This is a genomic window from Candidatus Pelagibacter sp. Uisw_094, from assembly GCF_047729535.1.
Lineage (GTDB): Bacteria > Pseudomonadota > Alphaproteobacteria > Pelagibacterales > Pelagibacteraceae > Pelagibacter.
In genome coordinates, this window is sequence record NZ_CP159823.1 from 421,343 (window position 1) to 440,050 (window position 18,708).

Here is an 18,708-nt window from a genome sequence, read left to right on the forward strand (position 1 = left end):
AATTAAATTTTATTTAATTTAATTTTTTTATCAGATAGCAATTGGCTTGTTACCTTGGTTTTTTTTTCAGAAAGTTTTCCAGCTAGACGAATATCTCTACCTATTTTTCCTCCTACTCCTAAGCCGCAAGCACCAATTATTTTTCTATTTTTTAGAAAAAAATATATAATGCCTTCCTCAAGTGATGAACCTCTTTGAACTGTAGAATCGTAATCATTGCATATTCCTGTAAGTTGTAAGTTTAAATTAAACTGATCAGACCACATCCATGGTATAGCGTTATAAGAATTTTGTAATCCTGCAATATTTTTACCTGCACTTATACCGTGATTTTGTGCATGCTTAAATGACTCAAGACGCATATGTTCCTGATAAAAGGGATGATAAAAATTTGATACATCACCTGCTGCATAAACGTCTTCTATTGACGTTGCAGAAAATTCATCAGTGATAATTCCATTATCGACTTTTAAAGATGTATTGTTAAAAATATCAGTGTTAGGTAAGGAACCAACACCTATAATAATTAAATCCGAGGTTAAAATTTGATTATTATTAAGATAAATTTTAAACATTTTATTGTGTTTTTTAATATTTTTAATTTGAGTATTTAAGTTTATTTTTGCACCTTCAGATTCATGCTTTTCTAGAATTAAACTAGCTATTTGTTTTGGGATTACTCTCCCCATCAGCTGTTCTCCTTTCTCTAGGATTGTAACATTTTTCCCTTTTTGCAATGCTGATGAAGCAATTTCCAAACCTATAAAACCACCTCCAATAATTATGATATTGTTGGCTTTATTAATTTTATTTTTTAAATTATTGCTTTCTTCAAAGCTCCTTAAATAAATTATATTTTCTTCAGGTAAAATTATTTCCCCATTTATTTTTAAATGTCTGTTTGAACAGCCAGTGGCAATTAAAAGTCTATCATAATGATAGGTATTTAATGAACAACTAATTTTTTTGTTATCAAAATCTACCTCAGTTATTTTTGTGCTACCTTTAAATTTAATATTATTTTCTTTATAAAAATTTTCTGAAAAAAAAAGAAGATCATCAAATGCAACTTTATCTAAAACATAATCTTTCGATAGGGGTGGTTTTTCGTAGGGTAGATATTTTTCGTCACTAATAATAGTTACATCTAAACTCTTATCAATCAATCTAATTTCTTTTGCTGCATAGGCTGCAGCCTGACCACCACCAAGAATTAATATTTTTTTTATTTTATTCATGTATTAAAAATATAAGTAAATATCTAAAATGTTCGTGAGTACTTAACTTGGAACTGTTAAAGGTATTTTATAATCTGGATCTTTAGCTTGTTTAAGTAATGCTGGAACAATCTCTTTATATGCACCCCATAATCCTTTTCTTGCAGCTGGTGTTTGGTCTTTAATTAATACGTGTAATCTTTTTAAATTATAGGATGGAACCTGAGGAAACATGTGATGCTCAACATGATATTCCATATGCCAATATAAAAAACTAAAAATAGGATTTAGATAAACTGTTCTTGTTGATAAGCGATGATCTTTTACATCTTCTTGTAAACCCGCATGCTGGGTAAGCCCCATTAACATAACTAATGTTTTTCCATAGAAATTTGGAAGAACAATAAATAATACTGGCAACCAAGACTGAAAATATACTGAGCAGAATATTGTTGCTAGCCAAATAAATACATGGCTTCTTGCTGACCATCTACATTTAGATCTATCATCTTCAGGAATGCACACTTTCATTACTTCTGTTGTTACTCCAAATGCATGTTTTATTGTTTCCCATTGAAGAGACTTTTTAAAAAAAACAAAACCTGAAAAAGGAATGAAATGAGAAAAGAAAACTAAAAGGTCAGTTGGTTTTTTAACGGCTAATTCAAAATCAACTGGATCACTAAAACTCGTGTAGGTATGATGATGGTAATGTGAATATCTCCATCTGATTGGCTCAAAATTATCCATAAAGCTAGCTATGTAATAAAAAAAATCATTCCAAAATTTAGATTTAAATGCTGTTCTATGTCCAGTTTCATGCCACATGGCATCACTACATCCCCATATATTTCCATAAATTAAGAAGAACAATAAAGACCACCATGTACCCCATGTAGCGTAGGCTAAATAACCAAAAAATATTAAAGAAGAAAAATATATTAGCATGTGTTTAAAGCCCTGCCAGTCAGATTTTTTGCAAAGTTCTTTGAATTCTTTTTTATCCACTTCACATCTAAACCACTTATCTATATCCACATCCATATTGTTAATTTACCATATTTTCATTAATTTTAAATTATAAAATTAATTTTTTTAACAAATAATAACCCATTCATAGTGTGATTTTCATAGTATGGTTACTTAAGAATTATTAATTATTAAGTTTGTAATAAATAAATTTATTACGTAGAGTAAAAGAATAAAAAAATAATCTAATGGAGAAATAATGAAAAAAATCTTAACTTTCGTAGCGATACTTTTTGCTTTTGCATCAACTTCTGCAATGGCAAATGACTACAAATGCGATAAAAAATTTATCTTTTTTCCAGGTGGACCTGAAGGTGGACCATTTGGAACGATAGTTTATAATGGTGCAGTTGCAGCCGCAGAGCACACAGGTTGTAAAGTTGATTATTACTGGTCTCAATGGAACTCAGAAATAATGATAAAACAATTTAAAGAAGCAGTAGCTCTTCAACCAGATGGAATTGCAATTTATGGTTTCCCTGGTGATGCTGCAATGAGACCTATTATTAATGAAGCAATAGAAATGGGAATAGTAATTACTACTATGAACACTCCACTTCCTGATTTAGAAGCAGAATTTAAAACTTCAGGATTTGGTTATGCAGGTGCTGATCTTTTTGATGCTGGTTTTAATCTTGGTAAAAAAGGTGTTGAAGTATGTGGCCTTAAAGCTGGAGATAAAGCTTTTATATGGGGTCTTGCAAGTATGCCAAATAGAGGTGAAAGAACTAAAGGTGCTATAGCTGGTGTTGAGTCTATGGGTGTTAAAGTTGTGTATCAGGAAATTCCTGACAACGTAAACTCTGATGCTTCTCAAGGTACTCCAATGTATGTTGCTACCTACGCTGCAAATCCTGATATCAAAATGGCTATTACTGATCATGGTGGTTTAACAGCAAGTTTACCTACTTACATGAAAGCTGCTGGCCACGGAACAGAAGCTGTTTGTGGTGCAGGTTTTGATTTATCAGCACCAATTGTTGATGGAATTAATTCTGGATACATTGATGTTGTAATTGATCAACAACCTTTTATTCAAGGATATATGCCAATTGTGCAGCTTTACCTTTCTACTAAATTTGGTATGGCTGGTTTAGCAATGGATACTGGAGCAGCATTTGTTACAAAAGCAAATATTGATGCAATAGCTCCGTTAGCAGCGCAACAAATCCGATAATAATATAATATAATCATAACAAGCCTGTCTTTTAGTTGAAAAACTTTAAAAGACAGGCTTATTTTTAAGAAAAAAAATGGAAGATCTTTTACAATTAAAAAATATTTATAAAAACTTTGGCAATGTTAAAGTCCTTAAGGACGTTAATATTAATATCAAAAAAGGTGAGGTAGTAGCTCTTATTGGTGATAATGGTGCTGGAAAATCTACTTTAATAAAAGTTATAACAGGCGTACATAAACCTTCATCAGGTCAAGTTTATTTTAAAGGCAATGAAGTTATTTTAAAATCTGTCGCCCAATCAAGAAAAATGGGTATCGAAGCAGTATATCAAGAAAGAGCTTTATGCGATCAGCAAGAATTATGGAGAAATATATTTGCAGGAAGAGAAATTACTAATGCTTTTGGTTTCATAGATATCAAGAAACAAAGAAAAGAAGCTGAGAAAATTCTAAGAGATTATATAGGCTTTACCTCTAAAGCTATCACTGTTGACTCAACTATAATGGGATTATCGGGTGGTGAAAAACAAGGAGTAGCTTTTGGAAGATCTTTATATTTTGATTCAGACTTAATTGTTCTTGACGAACCTACAATGGGCCTATCAATTCAGGAAACTGAAAAAGTTTTAAATTTTGTTAAAGGACTAAAAAAAGAAAATAAGTCTGCAATTTTTATAGATCATAATATTATTCATGTTTATGGAGCAGCTGATAGGTTTATAATTTTAGATAGAGGAGAAGTTGCAGGGGAGTTTAATAAAAATGAAATATCTAGAGATGAACTTGTTAAAAAAATGATTCAACTACATGAATCTGGAAAAATAAAGGTGAATGATTAGATGAGAGCAATACTAAATAGCTATTTTGTAAAAACACATCGATTAGAGATAAGCATAACAATTATAGCAATTATTCTTTTTTTAATTTATTTGATAGGTGCCCCTCAAGTTTTTACACGTTTTCCTATTTATAGAGCTTTTATGCAATCTATGCCATTTTTTGGTATCATAGCAATTTCAGTCACCTTTGTAATAACACTTGGTGAAATCGATTTATCATTCCCCTCAATTGTGGGAATAACTTCACTTACTTTTGGCTCTATATTAACTGCGACTGACGGTAATTTCTTTATCGCTTTTGCTTTAGCTTCAATGTTAGGGATGTTTGCAGGACTTATTAATGGACTTCTAGTAACTAAAATTGGGATACCCTCGATAGTTGCTACTATTGGAACATTGTATTTTTGGAGAGGATTAGTGAATGTTGTTTCTCAAGGAAAAGGTGTTGCAATAGTAGATGTAGCAGATGGCACATGGCATCATGCTTTATTTGTGGAAAAATTTTTAGATAAAATCCCAGCACAATTTATTTGGTTCATCGTCTTAACTGGTTTAATGCAATGGGTTTACCGATATCATAAGTTTGGTAACCATATTCACTTTGTTGGTGATAACAAAGCTAGTTCTCAAATGATGGGTATCAACGTTGATAATGTTAAGATAATTGCTTTTGTTCAATTAGGTTTCTTCTCTTCTCTTGCTGGAATATTTACTATGTATGAAATGCTATATTTTTGGCCAACTCAGGGATCAGGATTAATGCTCACTACATTAGCTGCTGTTTTTGTTGGTGGAACATCAGTATTTGGTGGCAAAGGAACCATATTTGGAACCTTTATAGGGGTGTTAATTATTGGCTCACTCGAGTCAGGTATAATCGCCTTAGGTTTATCTGGTTTTTATGTTCAGTTTATAAATGGGATAATGATAACTGGTGCAGTTACAATATATGCATTAATTCAGCGAAAAAAAACTTAGCTATCGTTTCTGTGTTAAAGCAAATTATATGGAAGAAAAAAAATATAGATATTCAGATTGGTATAAGTCAAAATCGGATAGAAAAAATATATTGATTGCTTTAGCTTTTTCATTATTAAAACCAAAAAAAAGGAAAAAATATTATGAATAAATTTGATTTAACTAACAGGGTAGCGATTGTAACTGGTGGAGCCCAAGGTTTTGGTTTGGCTATTACAGAAAGATTTATTGAAGCTGGAGCAAAGGTTGTGATTTGGGATATTGATGAAGATGCTGCTAAAAAAGCTACAGATAAAGTAAACTCTAAAAACCTAAGCTATCAAATTGTTGATGTGAGTAGTTTTGAGATTATTAACAAGAATTTGTCTGAGATTGAAAGTAAGCATGGAAAAATTGATATCTTTATAAATAATGCTGGTATCGCAGGAATGAATACAACAGTTGCAGAATATCCAATTGAAGAATGGAACAAAGTAATAAATTTAAATTTAAATTCAGTATTTTATTGCTGTAAAGCAGTTGTGCCATTTATGATTAAAAATGATTATGGAAGAATAGTTAATATTGCTTCTATTGCTGGAAAAGAAGGTAACCCAAATGCTAGTGCTTACAGCACATCTAAAGCAGGTGTCATCGGTTTAACAAAATCTTTAGGTAAAGAATTAGCTCTTAAAAATATTGCTGTAAATTGCGTAACACCAGCTGCAGCAAAAACTAGAATTTTTGATCAAATGACTGAAGAGCATATTAATTATATGCTTTCTAAAATTCCAAGAAACAGATTTGCCAAGGTTGATGAATTAGCGTCATTAGTTACATGGTTATCAAGTGAAGAAAATTCATTTTCAACTGCTGCAGTGTTTGATTTGAGTGGTGGAAGAGCAACATATTAAGTCATGCAAATTGGATTCGATGTTGGTGCTACAAAGATAGAGAGTGTTGTATTAGAAGATAATGGGCAGGAGAAACATCGATCAAGAATAGCTTGCCCCAAGGATTATTTAACAATTATTAATACAATAAGAGATATTAATGATAAATTAGAAAAAGAGTTTCAAAAAGAATTACCAATTGGTGTTTGTCATCCAGGTATTCATTCACCTCAAACAGGTCTTATTAAAAATGCACCAAATTGTTTTTGGTTAGAAAAAAAACCTTTCCAAGGAGATTTGAGAAAAGCTTTGGGTAAAGAAGTTTTTTGTGAAAATGATGCAAATTGTTTTGCTTTATCAGAGGCAATAGATGGAGCAGGAAAACATTATAAAATTGTTTATGGTATAATCTTGGGATCTGGAGTTGGAGGTGGTTTAGTGATTGATAAAAAAATAGTAAGTGGCCCTAATGGTGTTGCTGGAGAATGGGGCCATAATCAAATTCCATATTTTGCAGCGAAAAAAGAAAAATTTGACTCGAGTAATCCAAGAGAAGCAGAAATTGAAAGTTTTTTATCTGGCTTAGGTTTAGCTAAAAGATTTAAAAAAATTTATGGAAAAAATTTAAAAACTAATGAAATTTTTGAATTAAATAGAAAACATGATTTAGATGCTGAAAAATTTATAGATGAATTTAAACTGAATTTAGCAATGTCATTATCAGGAATAATAAATATTTTAGATCCTGATGCTTTTGTATTTGGTGGAGGCGTCTCTAATGAAATTGATTTCCTTAATGAAATTGAGTTTATGGTAAAAAAATTTGTTTCAGGAAAAGAATATGAAGGTGTTTTTCTAAAACCAAAATATGGTGATGCTAGTGGTGTTCGTGGTGCCGCAAGATTGGGAAGAAACGCGACATATTAATTGTAAATTTCTCATCATAGTTTAATTTAAAAGATTATAATTCTACTAAAGACAAGTAAAGTAGGGAAAAAATTGTGATAAAAAAATATCAATTAAAAGTTGTATTAATATTTTTTGTTATGATCTTTCCTCAAAGTAGTTATATTTTCTTTTTTAAATTAATAAAATGGAGAGATAATGAAAAAACTTATACTTTCAATTGCAGCCCTAGTATTTATTACGAGTTCTGCATTTGCTGAGAGATACATCATGGTAACACATGGTGAAGGAAAAGATCCTTTTTGGCCAGTAGTTCAAAAAGGTGGTGAAGATGCAGCTCGAGCAATCGGTGCTGATTTTGAATACATCTACACCCCATCTGCTGATATGGCGGATATGGCAAGCTCAATTCAAGCTGCTGCAGCTACTCAACCAGATGGTATGGTAGTTTCTTTACCAGACCCAGATGCATTAGGACCAGCTATTAAAGCTGCTGTTGCTGCTGGTGTTCCAGTAATTACAATGAACTCTGGTTTAGAGTCTTCTGCTAGCCTAGGTGCTCTTATGCACGTTGGTCAACCTGAATTACTTGCTGGACAAAAAGCTGGTGAAAGAGCAAAAGCTGAAGGTGCTTCTAAAGCACTTTGTATGATTCAAGAAGCATACAACACAGCTCTTGTAGACAGATGTGAAGGTTACGGTGCTGCAGTTCCTATGCAAATGACTGATACTACATCTGACCCTGCAACTATTCAAACTAGAGCTACTGCTGCTTTACAATCTAATAAAGGTATCGATGCGGTTCTTTCAGTAGGACCACACGTATGTGAAGCTGTTGATAAAGCTTTAGCTGATCTTGGTATGACAGTTCACCACTCTTGCTTTGACTTAAGTCCTGGAGTTATGGACCTAATCGGATCTGGAAGAGTTGCTTTCACTATTGATCAACAACAAAGATTACAGGGTTATTTACCAATTATCGTATTACACCTGTACAATAACAGTGCTGGACTTCTTCCAGGAGCTAACATCCCTTCAGGACCAGGCTTCGTAGATAAGTCTAATGCTTCTTCAGTTGCTGCTCTTGCAGGAATTGACAGATAGTTAGTTAAAATTTAAAGGGCCGATTATTTAATCGGCCCTTTTTTTTATAAAATTAAAAAATTTTTTTCAAAAATGAATACATCAACAACAAACAAACCAAGACAAGAGTCAGACCGACAAGGTGAAAAAAAATGGTATTCTGCATTTATGGCTCGTCCAGAGACTGGACCTTTGGGGGTAATGATCTTACTTTTTTGTATGTTGGGATACTTTTCTATTCCAGAAGGAGAATTTTCTCTTAATCCTTTTTCTGGTGAAGGATTTAACGCTTTAGGAATTAGAAATAATTTTAGGGTAATTGCTCAATTAGGAATCGTAGCACTTGCTGCTGGGATGTTAATTATTGCAGGTGAATTCGACCTTTCAGTTGGTTCAATGATCGGTTTTGCCGGTGGTAGTATGGCAATGATATTAAAATGGGGTTTTGCTGTTGTTATTCCTTACATATCTTTTGAAGGAGGTCTTCATTTTGAGGGGTTAAAATTATTTGAAATTAGAGATGTCTCACCATTATTAGCAATATTAATTACATTATGTATGACTCTATCCTTTGGATGGATACAGGGATGGATAATTGTTAAAAGTGGTATATCTTCTTTCATTGTTACACTAGGTGGACTTTTCTTTTTACGAGGCATTACAGAAGTATCGTATAGAGCATTTAATAGAGCCCCTGATCAAACAGCTGGATCAACAACTGTTACAGATTTACCAGATATCAAAAATATTATAAATGTACCAGGTCATGGAGAGATGGAAAGAGATGCGGCTAAAGCTTTACCAAATGACCAATTATTAGAAATTCTTAGCAACGCGCCAGCCAGCACTGTTACAAAATTAACTGAACGACTAACATATATTTATGAAAAAGTTGCAACTTTGAAAACTGAAATAAATTCAACAAAAATGATTGAAACCTTAGAAAAATCTTTAGTTGGGGCAAAAAAATCTGGCAATGAATCAATGGTAGAAATTTTGACAAAGAAAATTGAAGCTGGAGTTGATATTCCTACAGTTACTGCAAAAGTAGTCACTGATATAGATATCGCAAAAGCTTACATCGACACCATAGTTACCGCAAGACCAGTTGCTAATTTCTTTGGAGGCGACATTATGGAACCAGTTTTTAATTGGTTGTATTTTACAGTAGATTGGAACGTAAACAACTTTGGAAACATTTTTGCTAAAGGAATGTATTCTGCTTTAATGATTTGGGGACTAATTGCTTTTATTTGTTATTTTATTTTGAGCAAAACTCAAGCGGGTAACTGGATTTATTCAACTGGGGGAAATCTTAATGCTGCAAAGGCTAATGGTGTGCCAACGAACAAAGTTAAGATTGCATTATTTATGAATACTGCATTTTGTGCAACTATGTTTGCAGCATGTCAGGTTTTTGAAGTTAATACTGCGGATACGGCTAAAGGTAATTTGAAAGAATTAGAAGCAATTGCTGCTGCAGTTATTGGTGGTGTTGTATTAACCGGAGGTTTTGGAACTATAGGTGGAATTATCTTAGGCACAATTATTTTTGGAATAGCAAAAGAAGCCTTCTTTTATATTCCTGGAATTGATGGATCATTCTATAGGGTGTTCCTTGGAGTAGTTCTTGTTACTGCTGCCTTTACAAATGAGAATATTAGGAAACGAATTATGGGAAATATCTAATGGATAAAAAACCATTAATTGAAATAAAGAATTTAGTAAAAAAATTTGGATCATTTACTGCTTTAAATGGTGTTTCATTGGATGTTTATCCAGGTGAAGTTCATGCTCTTTTAGGTGATAATGGAGCTGGAAAGTCAACTTTGATCAAGGTGTTATCTGGAGTTCATTCTATGACAAGTGGAGAAATAAAAGTTGATGGAAAAATTGTTAATTTTTCTTCACCACGTCAAGCATCTGATGAGGGTATTGGTACAGTTTATCAAGATTTAGCACTCAATGCCTTAACTTCAGTTACAAGAAATTTTTTTCTAGGACGTGAAATAAAAAAAGGACCTGGCCCATTTGGTTTATTGCAAATGGATGAGATGGATAAAATAACATCAGAGGAAATGTCTAAAATTGGAATTAGCATTTCAAACTTCAATCAACCAGTTGGAACAATGTCAGGTGGACAAAGACAAACTTTGGCTATTGCAAGAGCAATTTACTTTGGTGCAAAGATATTAATATTAGATGAACCTACATCAGCATTAGGTCAAAAGCAGCAAATGGAAGTTTTAAAAACAATTAAAAAAGTTCAAAATTATGGAAATATTGCAATTATACTTATTACACACAATGAAATTCATGCACGTCTTATAGCTGATCGATTTACTTTTTTAAGTTTGGGAGAAGTAATTGGTTCTGGATTGTCTTCAGAACTTGGTAGTGAAGAAGTAAAAAGATTGATGGCAGGTGGTGCAAAAATTGGTGATCTTGCTAAAGAACTGGAGGTATAATGAAAGTAAAATATTATGATTTAAAAAATAAAAGAGTATTTGTAACAGGTGGAGGATCGGGAATTGGAGCTTCGATTGTAGAGCACTTTTGTGAACAAGGAAGTGAAGTTTATTTCGTAGATATTGATTTAAAAGAGACAAAAAAACTTTTAAACAAAATTAAGAGAAAAAAATTTAGAACACCAACTTTCATTGAATGTAATTTGTTGGATATTAATAAATTAGAAAAAATAATTAAAGACGTAATTGTTAAAAAAGGTCCTATTCATGCTTTAGTTAACAATGCTGCTAATGACGACAGACATACTACAGAACAAGTTGATGAAAAATATTGGGATAATAGAATGGCAATTAATTTAAAACATTACTTTTTTGCTGCAAAAGCAGTAATTCATTCTATGAAAAAAATAAAGTCAGGTTCTATTATTAATTTAAGTTCAGTTTCGTGGGTTATGGGCGAAGGTGATAAAGTTGTTTATGAAACAGCAAAATCAGCCGCTGTTGGTTTAACAAGATCTTTTGCTCAAGAATATGGGAAATATAACATTAGAACAAATACAGTCATACCGGGATGTATTGCTACTGAAAGACAAATTAAACTTTGGTATACCCCTAAATACAAGAAGTTTATTTGGGATAAACAAGCTTTAAAAAGAACGATATTTCCAAATGATGTTGCTCAAATGGTCATGTTTTTAGCCTCCGATCAATCTACGGGGTGCACAAAACAAATCTTTACAGTTGATGGTGGATTAACTTGATCTAGGTGAAAGTTAAAAGTTCAATAATCCAAAATAAATATCTTAGAGTCCAAACCCTTAACTATGGAGCTAGTCTCTACGAAGTTTTTCATAAGAACAAGAAAATAAATTTAATTTTAGATTTAGGTTCTAAAAAAAATTATCGTTTTAAGCATGCAAGTGTTGGGTCAACTTGTGGAAGATATGCGGGTAGAATTTCTAATTCAAAATTTCAAATTTCAAAAAAGCAATATATTTTAAGCTCAAACGAAGGAAAAAACACTCTTCATGGAGGAAAAACTGGTTTTTCAAAACTCCCATGGAAAAAAATAAAACAAACGAAAGATAAAATTGTTTATCAGCTTTATTCACCTGATAATGATCAAGGTTTTCCAGGAAATTTAATTGTTAATTGTACTTATCAAGTAAAAAATAAATTTTTGCATATTAAGTATGAATATAGATCTGATAAAAAAACTCATGTAAATTTAACTAATCATAGCTATTGGAACTTAGAGAGAAACAAAAAGAATATGATTTATAATCATGACTTAAAACTAAATTCAAATAAGTATCTTCAAGTAAATAAAAATTTAATACCAACAGGTAACTTTAAGAGTGTAAAAGAATCTATATTTGATTTTCTAAAATTTCAAAATATTGGAAAAAAATTAAGTTTTTTTAAAAATAAAAAAATAGAAACAAAACATAAAGGTTTTGACACTACATATATTGTAAAAAAAAATTCTAGAAATTTTATTGGATCTTTAAAAAATAATAAAAGTCAAATCCAAGTTGATTTTTTTTCAAATTTACCAGCAGTTCAACTTTATTCAGCTCAAAATTTAAATTATAAAAAAAAACTATTTCCTTATCATGGGATTTGTTTAGAAACGCAATATTTTCCTGATGCACCTAATAAAAAAAATTTTCCAAGCACTTTAATTAAAGCAAATAAAAGATATACATGCTTTACAAAAATTATGATTAATTAACTATGAATAAGAAAATCAATATCTCTATTGTAGGAACTGGGTTAATGGGACTTCAACATATCAAAGCAATTTCAAAATCAAAAAAAGTTAATCTTCATTCAATAGTAGATATTAGTAATAACTCTAAAAGTTTATCAAAAAAATATAAAATTCCATTGTACTCAAATGTAAATGAACTTTTAAACTCAAAAAACTTAGATGCAGTGATTGTTGCTACACCAAATCAATTGCATGAAAAGCATACAATTAGTTTTCTTAAAAATAAAATTCCAGTATTATTGGAAAAACCTATTTCCGATAATATTAATTCAGCTAAAAAAATTATTAGTAGTGCCAATAAAAATAAGACACCGTTATTGATAGGGTATCACAGAAGACACAACCCAATAGTATCAAAGGTAAAAGAGCTTATTGACAAAGGTAAATTAGGAAAAATAGTTTCAGCAAACGTGTTGTGTTGGCTTTATAAGCATAAAGCATACTACAATGAAAAATGGAGGATAAGTAAAGGAGGAGGTCCTTTAGGAATAAATCTTGTCCATGACCTTGATATGATTTGTTATTTACTTGGTTCAATTAAATATGTTCAAGCCTTTACGTCTAATTCTGTTCGTAAATTTAAGGTGGAAGATACAGCAACCATTAACTTAGTTTTAAAATCTGGAGCACTATGCACACTAAATATCTCAGATACTATTGTAGCACCATGGAGCTATGAGTTAACAGCAGGAGAAAATCCAGCATATCCTAAAACAAACCAATCAGCTTATTTTATAGGTGGAACCAAGGGTTCTCTTCAATTTCCAAATTTAAATTCATGGTATTATAAATCTGAAAGAAGTTGGTGGAAAAAAATTTTTGATAAAAAATATAATATTAAATCAGACGGTAATACTTTAGTAAATCAAATTGATCATTTTTGCGATGTAGTATCTAAAAAAATCAAACCAAAAGTTAATGGTAATGACGGTCTTAACTCATTAAAAATTTTTGATGCAATATTAAAGAGTGTTAAGACAGGTAAAAAAATTAAAGTTTAAAGTACAATGATATTTAATTATTTTTTTTACCTTCAGTTTTAATAAACAATATACCAAATACTATAATTCCAATTACACCGAAAATTTTATTCACATCGAATGGAACACCAAAAATCAAAAAATTAATTATTGTGGACCAAAGTAATTGAGAATATTGAAAGTTTGTTACAAAAGATAAATTAGAAAGCTGGATTGCTTGGATTAATATAAAATGGCTTACAAATCCAGATAGACCCATCACCATTAAAGGTATCCAGTAAATATTTTTTTCTAAAGGAACCCAATTAAAAAAAATATAAATTGAAAAAATAATAGTTCCAGTAATTGCCGTATAAAATACTGAAGCAAATGGATCGTTGTTTTTTGAGATAACTTTAGTAAAAAATTGGTATAGAGCCCAACATATTGGAGGTACTAACGGAAAAATTAATTCTGGAGAAAGCACTTTCATACTTGGTCCTAGAGAATAAATTATTGACCCAAAACTTAAAATCATTAAAAAAAATCCCTTATAGCTGAGCACATCTTTTAAAAAGTATGCTGATAAAATGGCTACTATTAATGGAGCTGAAAAAAAGACTACATAAATATCCACTAAGTCAAATCTTTGAAGTGAATTAAACATAAAAAAAGTAGCAGTAACCATCAATATTGATCTTAATATTTGAATTCTAAAATTTTTTGTTAAGTTTATCTTTGGCCTAAAGATTAAAAAATAAACGCCCATAGCTATAAAATGAAAGAAAAACCTCCCCCATACAGCCTGTGTAACCGGCATAACACTACCTAAAAATTTTGCTAGTGAGTCCATACACACGAACATAAAAAATCCTGTTGAGGCTAATAAAACTATTTTTAATAGAGGGGCTTTTTTGCTTTGTGTCATTAGTTGAATAAAGAGTAAATATTTTTATAAAAAATATTTACATTACCACACCAACTTGCCAAGGGTTAAACTCTTCATCACCATAGCCATTAAGCTCACTTTTGGTAGAACTACCAGAGGCAGTAGCAATCACTAGTTTAAAAATTTTTTTTCCAACTTCTTCTATTTCTTCTTTACCTTCTATAATTGTCCCACAATTAATATCCATGTCCTCAATCATTTTCTCATACATAGTGGTGTTAGTTGATAGTTTTAAACTAGGCGCAGGCTTACACCCAAAACAAGAACCTCGTCCAGTTGTAAAACATATTACATTTGCACCAGACGCTACTTGACCAGTTACAGAAACAGGATCGTAACCTGGCGAATCCATAAAATTAAATCCTTTGTTTTTTAAGGGTTCAGCGTAACTTAAGACATCTTCTAAAACAGAATTTCCACCTTTAGCAACCGCACCTAATGATTTTTCAAGAATTGTAGTTAGTCCACCTTTTTTATTTCCTGGTGCCGGATTATTATCCATAGAGCTATTATTTATAGATGTGTAGTGCTGCCACCATTTAATTTTAGCTATTAGTTTATCTGCTGTTTCTTGTTTATTTGCTCTATTAATCAATAAATGTTCTGCACCATAAATTTCTGGTGTTTCTGATAAAATAGAACTGCCCCCTTGCTTAACTAGCATATCAGCCGCAACTCCCAAAGCAGGATTTGCAGAAATTCCAGAATAACCATCAGACCCTCCACATTGTAGTGCTAAAGTTATATTATTAACTGATAAAGGTTCTCTTTTTACATTATTCGAAATAACTAATAGATTTTTGATTTCACTTAAAACTTTATCAACAATTTTTTTTGTTCCACCTTCATCCTGTATTGTTAAAAAGTGAACACGATCATGCTGTTTTACATTATCTTTGAATATATCAACTTGAGCACACTCACAGCCTAATCCCAGTACAAATACATGTGAAAAATTTGGGTGATTTTTAAAACCATCAATTGTTCTTTGAAATATTTGCATTCCTTCACTTTCCGTATTCATTCCACATCCAGTTGAGTGAGTTATTGGCACTATTCCATCTATATTTGGAAAATCCTTTAAAATATTACTTTGTTTAATTTTTTCAGAAATCATCTTAGTAACAGTAGCAGAACAATTTACTGTACTTATAATTCCTATATAGTTTCTTGTAGCTACCTGACCATTGTCTCTCATTATACCGTTGAAAAATAATTCACTTTTTTCATTTATAATTGATTTCTTTTCTATAACTTTAAATTTTCTATCAAAATCTTTAAACTCTAAATTATGTGAGTGAACATGTTCGCCAGGATTAATATTTTTAGAGGCAAATCCTATAATCTGGTCATATTTGATAACTGGATCACCTTTATTTACAGTCTTTAAACAAATCTTATGACCAAAAGGTATGTCATCAATACTTGAAATATTTTGGCCTTCAATTTTTGTTTTAGCTGGAATTATAAATGGTGTGACAGCAACGTTATCATTTTTGTTTAAAACTATTAGATTATTTTGCATTATATAATATAGTTTAGTAAATTATACGTAATAAAACAAAGGATATTTCCAATAAAATATTTTAATTATGCGAAAAAAAAATTTAAGAAGCCGACAATGGTTTGATAATCCTAAAGACCCTGAGATGACAGCTCTATATCTTGAGAGATATCTAAATTATGGTTTAACAAGAAAAGAATTACAGTCTGGTAACCCAATTATTGGTATAGCGCAATCTGGTAGTGATTTATCACCATGTAACAGACATTTTCTATCTTTGAGTAATAGAATTAAAGATGGAATTAGAAGAGCAGGAGGTATTCCAATGGAATTTCCAACTCACCCAATTCAAGAAACTGGAAAAAGACCAACAGCAATGCTTGATAGAAATTTATCTTACTTATCTTTAGTTGAGGTTCTTTATGGCTATCCAATTGATGGAGTAATTTTAACAACTGGTTGTGATAAAACAACTCCTGCTGCATTGATGGCAGCTGCTACTGTAAATATTCCGGCAATTGTTTTATCTGGAGGTCCAATGTTGGACGGAGTTTACAAAGGTAAGTTAGCTGGATCAGGAATGGTTGTTTGGGAAGCTAGAAAACTTCTTGCTAAAGGTGAAATTAATTATGATGAATTTATGGATATGGTTGCATCATCTGCACCAAGTATAGGTCATTGTAATACTATGGGAACAGCATCATCAATGAATTCAGTTGCAGAAGCTTTAGGAATGTCTTTAACAGGATGTGCTGTAATCCCAGCGCCATATAAAGAAAGAGAGCAGATTTCTTATGAAACTGGAAAAAGAATAGTGTCTATGGTTCATGAAGACCTTACACCATCTAAGATTATGACACGTAAAGCATTTGAAAATGCAGTCATTGTTGCAAGTGCTATTGGTGGCTCTAGTAACTGTACAACTCACCTAAGTGCAATTGCAAAACACATGGGAATTAAATTTGACTTATCTAATTGGCAAAAATTAGGACATGAAATTCCGTTGTTAGTAAATTGCCAACCAGCTGGTGAATATTTAATGGAAAGTTTTTATAGAGCAGGGGGAGTTCCTGCTGTTATGCAAGAGTTAATAAAGCATAAAAAGATCCACACTAATATAATGACTGTCTCAGGTAAAACTGTTGGTATTAATTTAAAAAGAAAAATTGAAACCGATAATAAGGTTATAAAAACTTTTAAAGATTGTTTAACTGAAAAAGCAGGATTTTTAGTTATGAAAAGTAATTTTTTTGATAGCGCAATAATGAAAACATCAGTAATCAGTAAGGACTTTAGAGAAAGATACCTTTCAAATCCCAAACATCCGAATGCTTTTGTTGGTAAAGCAGTAGTTTTTGAAGGTCCCGAAGATTATCATAAAAATATTAATAATAAAAAGTTAAATATAGATGAAAATTCTATTCTGATAATAAGGGGGTGTGGACCAGTTGGTTACCCTGGTGCAGCAGAAGTGGTTAATATGCAACCTCCAGCACATTTATTAAAAAAAGGAATAAATGCTCTTCCAACATTAGGTGATGGAAGACAAAGTGGAACCTCAGAGAGTCCATCAATACTTCATGTTTCCCCTGAGTCAGCAGTTGGTGGTGATTTATTAATTGTTAAAACAGGTGATGAGATGAAGATAGATTTGAACAAAAGAAGAGTAGATCTATTAATATCACAATCAGAATTTAAGAAACGTAGAAAGAAAAAAAAGTTACCTAAACTTGAAAACCAAACACCTTGGCAAGAAATATTTAGAGATACAGTTGGACAATTAGATGATGGAGCTTGTATTAAATCTAAAGGTGTGTATTTAGATATTACCAACAAAAAAGGGCTACCAAGAAACTCACATTAATATGAAACCAAGAATTTTAGTAACAAGAAAATTATCAGATGGTGCAGAAGCAAAATTAAAACAAGATTTTGATGTAACACTGAATCTTAAAGATGAACCCATTCCAACTGACGAACTTATAAAGTTGGCAAATGAATATGATGGTTTTATTTCAACTGGATTTGATAAAATAGGTGAAGAATTTTTTAAAGATCTAAATGGAAAGTTAAAAATAATTGCTCAAGTTGGTGTAGGGTATGATAATATTTCAATAAAATCTGCTGAAAGTAAACAAATTAAGATAACGAATACACCAAATGTATTAAATGAAGCTGTTGCTGAAACAACTATTCTTTTAATCTTAGCTGCTTCAAGAAGGATTGGAGAGGCTTATAATTTAGTTAGATCTGGAAAATGGAAAGATCAAAAACCTGATTTAACAAAATTTATGGTAGGAAATTCAGTTACAGGAAAGACACTTGGTATTATTGGTATGGGTAGAATTGGTAGAATTGTTGCAAAATGCGCAAAAGCATTTGGAATGAAAATTATTTACTATAACAGAAGTAGACTTTCTGAAGATTTAGAGGATGGAGCAAAATATTTTTCTGATATTAATTCAATGATGCCTGAGTGTGATTTTGTAAGCATACATACTCCAGCTACAGCTGAAACAAAACATATATTAAATGCGACCACTATTAATTTATTACCAAAGCACGCTGTTGTTATAAACACATCAAGAGGATCAACTATTGATGATGAAGCATTAATAGATGCTCTTCAAAATAATAAAATTTATGCTGCGGGACTAGATGTTTTTAATAATGAACCTAATCTTGATGAAAGATATATGAAACTAGACAATTGTTTTGTTTTACCTCATGTAGGAAGTGCAACACACGAAACTCGCTTAGCGATGAGCATGATGGCAGTAGAAAATATCATATGCTACTTTAATAATAAGAAACTAATTTCAGAAGTTATATAAGGTAAAACAACTTAGAGTTGTTTTTATTATTAATATTTAATTTGATTCGTTTATTTTATTTTTCTTTAAATAACAAAGCTTAAAAATTATATATAATACTTATACTTAGTTACACCT

18 protein-coding genes are annotated in these 18,708 nt (G+C 31.2%); 14 read left to right on the forward strand and 4 right to left on the reverse strand.

Annotated elements, in window-relative coordinates; genetic code table 11:
- Nucleotides 1-2: 2 nt before the first annotated feature.
- Nucleotides 3-1,238, reverse strand: coding sequence for an NAD(P)/FAD-dependent oxidoreductase (locus ABXT72_RS02225; protein WP_415278771.1), 1,236 nt, complete (start codon nt 1,236-1,238; stop codon nt 3-5).
- 42 nt (nt 1,239-1,280) lie between these two features.
- Nucleotides 1,281-2,261 (reverse strand): fatty acid desaturase, encoded by a 981-nt coding sequence (locus tag ABXT72_RS02230; RefSeq protein WP_415278773.1) that lies wholly within the window; start codon nt 2,259-2,261, stop codon nt 1,281-1,283.
- 184 nt (nt 2,262-2,445) lie between these two features.
- Here ABXT72_RS02230 and ABXT72_RS02235 point away from each other — a divergent pair, with 184 nt between their 5' ends.
- The 12 genes from ABXT72_RS02235 (at nt 2,446) to ABXT72_RS02290 (ending at nt 13,346) form a co-directional block, all read left to right on the forward strand.
- The gene (locus ABXT72_RS02235; RefSeq protein WP_415278775.1) at nt 2,446-3,423 is read left to right on the forward strand and encodes a substrate-binding domain-containing protein; all 978 of its coding nucleotides are present in this window, start codon (nt 2,446-2,448) and stop codon (nt 3,421-3,423) included.
- 76 nt (nt 3,424-3,499) lie between these two features.
- The gene (locus tag ABXT72_RS02240) at nt 3,500-4,264 is read left to right on the forward strand and encodes an ATP-binding cassette domain-containing protein (protein ID WP_415278777.1); all 765 of its coding nucleotides are present in this window, start codon (nt 3,500-3,502) and stop codon (nt 4,262-4,264) included.
- The gene (locus ABXT72_RS02245; protein ID WP_415278779.1) at nt 4,265-5,242 is read left to right on the forward strand and encodes an ABC transporter permease; all 978 of its coding nucleotides are present in this window, start codon (nt 4,265-4,267) and stop codon (nt 5,240-5,242) included. It begins immediately after the preceding gene.
- Between the two features lie 28 nt (nt 5,243-5,270).
- Nucleotides 5,271-5,393, forward strand: a complete 123-nt coding sequence (locus tag ABXT72_RS02250) for a hypothetical protein (RefSeq protein ID WP_415278781.1) — start codon at nt 5,271-5,273, stop codon at nt 5,391-5,393.
- Nucleotides 5,386-6,135: an SDR family NAD(P)-dependent oxidoreductase gene (locus ABXT72_RS02255; protein WP_415278783.1), complete on the forward strand. Its 750-nt coding sequence runs from the start codon at nt 5,386-5,388 to the stop codon at nt 6,133-6,135. The genes ABXT72_RS02250 and ABXT72_RS02255 overlap by 8 nt, the downstream gene beginning before the upstream one ends.
- A 3-nt stretch (nt 6,136-6,138) precedes the next feature.
- Nucleotides 6,139-7,041, forward strand: coding sequence for an ROK family protein (locus ABXT72_RS02260; protein ID WP_415278785.1), 903 nt, complete (start codon nt 6,139-6,141; stop codon nt 7,039-7,041).
- Between the two features lie 177 nt (nt 7,042-7,218).
- On the forward strand, nt 7,219-8,124 hold the full coding sequence (locus tag ABXT72_RS02265) for a sugar ABC transporter substrate-binding protein (protein WP_415278787.1): 906 nt from the start codon (nt 7,219-7,221) through the stop codon (nt 8,122-8,124).
- A gap of 72 nt (nt 8,125-8,196) precedes the next feature.
- The gene (locus tag ABXT72_RS02270; RefSeq protein WP_415278788.1) at nt 8,197-9,792 is read left to right on the forward strand and encodes an ABC transporter permease; all 1,596 of its coding nucleotides are present in this window, start codon (nt 8,197-8,199) and stop codon (nt 9,790-9,792) included.
- Nucleotides 9,792-10,571, forward strand: a complete 780-nt coding sequence (locus ABXT72_RS02275; RefSeq protein ID WP_415278790.1) for an ATP-binding cassette domain-containing protein — start codon at nt 9,792-9,794, stop codon at nt 10,569-10,571. Before ABXT72_RS02270 ends, ABXT72_RS02275 begins: the two co-directional genes overlap by 1 nt.
- Entirely contained in the window at nt 10,571-11,332 is a 762-nt protein-coding gene (locus tag ABXT72_RS02280) for an SDR family NAD(P)-dependent oxidoreductase (RefSeq protein WP_415278791.1), read from the forward strand. The genes ABXT72_RS02275 and ABXT72_RS02280 overlap by 1 nt, the downstream gene beginning before the upstream one ends.
- Before the next feature lie 5 nt (nt 11,333-11,337).
- Nucleotides 11,338-12,306 (forward strand): aldose epimerase family protein, encoded by a 969-nt coding sequence (locus ABXT72_RS02285; protein ID WP_415278792.1) that lies wholly within the window; start codon nt 11,338-11,340, stop codon nt 12,304-12,306.
- A 2-nt stretch (nt 12,307-12,308) separates the two neighbouring features.
- Nucleotides 12,309-13,346 carry a Gfo/Idh/MocA family protein gene (locus ABXT72_RS02290; protein WP_415278793.1) on the forward strand — a complete coding sequence of 346 codons (1,038 nt, stop codon included), beginning with the start codon at nt 12,309-12,311 and terminating at the stop codon, nt 13,344-13,346.
- A 13-nt stretch (nt 13,347-13,359) separates the two neighbouring features.
- Here the strand turns inward: ABXT72_RS02290 and ABXT72_RS02295 are convergent, their stop codons facing one another.
- Together ABXT72_RS02295 and ABXT72_RS02300 are read right to left on the reverse strand one after the other, a co-directional pair.
- Nucleotides 13,360-14,232, reverse strand: a complete 873-nt coding sequence (locus tag ABXT72_RS02295) for a DMT family transporter (protein WP_415278794.1) — start codon at nt 14,230-14,232, stop codon at nt 13,360-13,362.
- A 37-nt stretch (nt 14,233-14,269) separates the two neighbouring features.
- Nucleotides 14,270-15,778: a UxaA family hydrolase gene (locus ABXT72_RS02300; RefSeq protein WP_415278796.1), complete on the reverse strand. Its 1,509-nt coding sequence runs from the start codon at nt 15,776-15,778 to the stop codon at nt 14,270-14,272.
- Between the two features lie 67 nt (nt 15,779-15,845).
- On the opposite strand from ABXT72_RS02300, the gene ABXT72_RS02305 reads away from it, so the two are divergent.
- Both ABXT72_RS02305 and ABXT72_RS02310 read left to right on the forward strand, forming a co-directional pair.
- Nucleotides 15,846-17,621 (forward strand): IlvD/Edd family dehydratase, encoded by a 1,776-nt coding sequence (locus ABXT72_RS02305; protein ID WP_415278798.1) that lies wholly within the window; start codon nt 15,846-15,848, stop codon nt 17,619-17,621.
- Nucleotide 17,622: 1 nt separating this feature from the next.
- On the forward strand, nt 17,623-18,591 hold the full coding sequence (locus ABXT72_RS02310; protein WP_415278800.1) for a 2-hydroxyacid dehydrogenase: 969 nt from the start codon (nt 17,623-17,625) through the stop codon (nt 18,589-18,591).
- Nucleotides 18,592-18,708 lie beyond the last annotated feature (117 nt).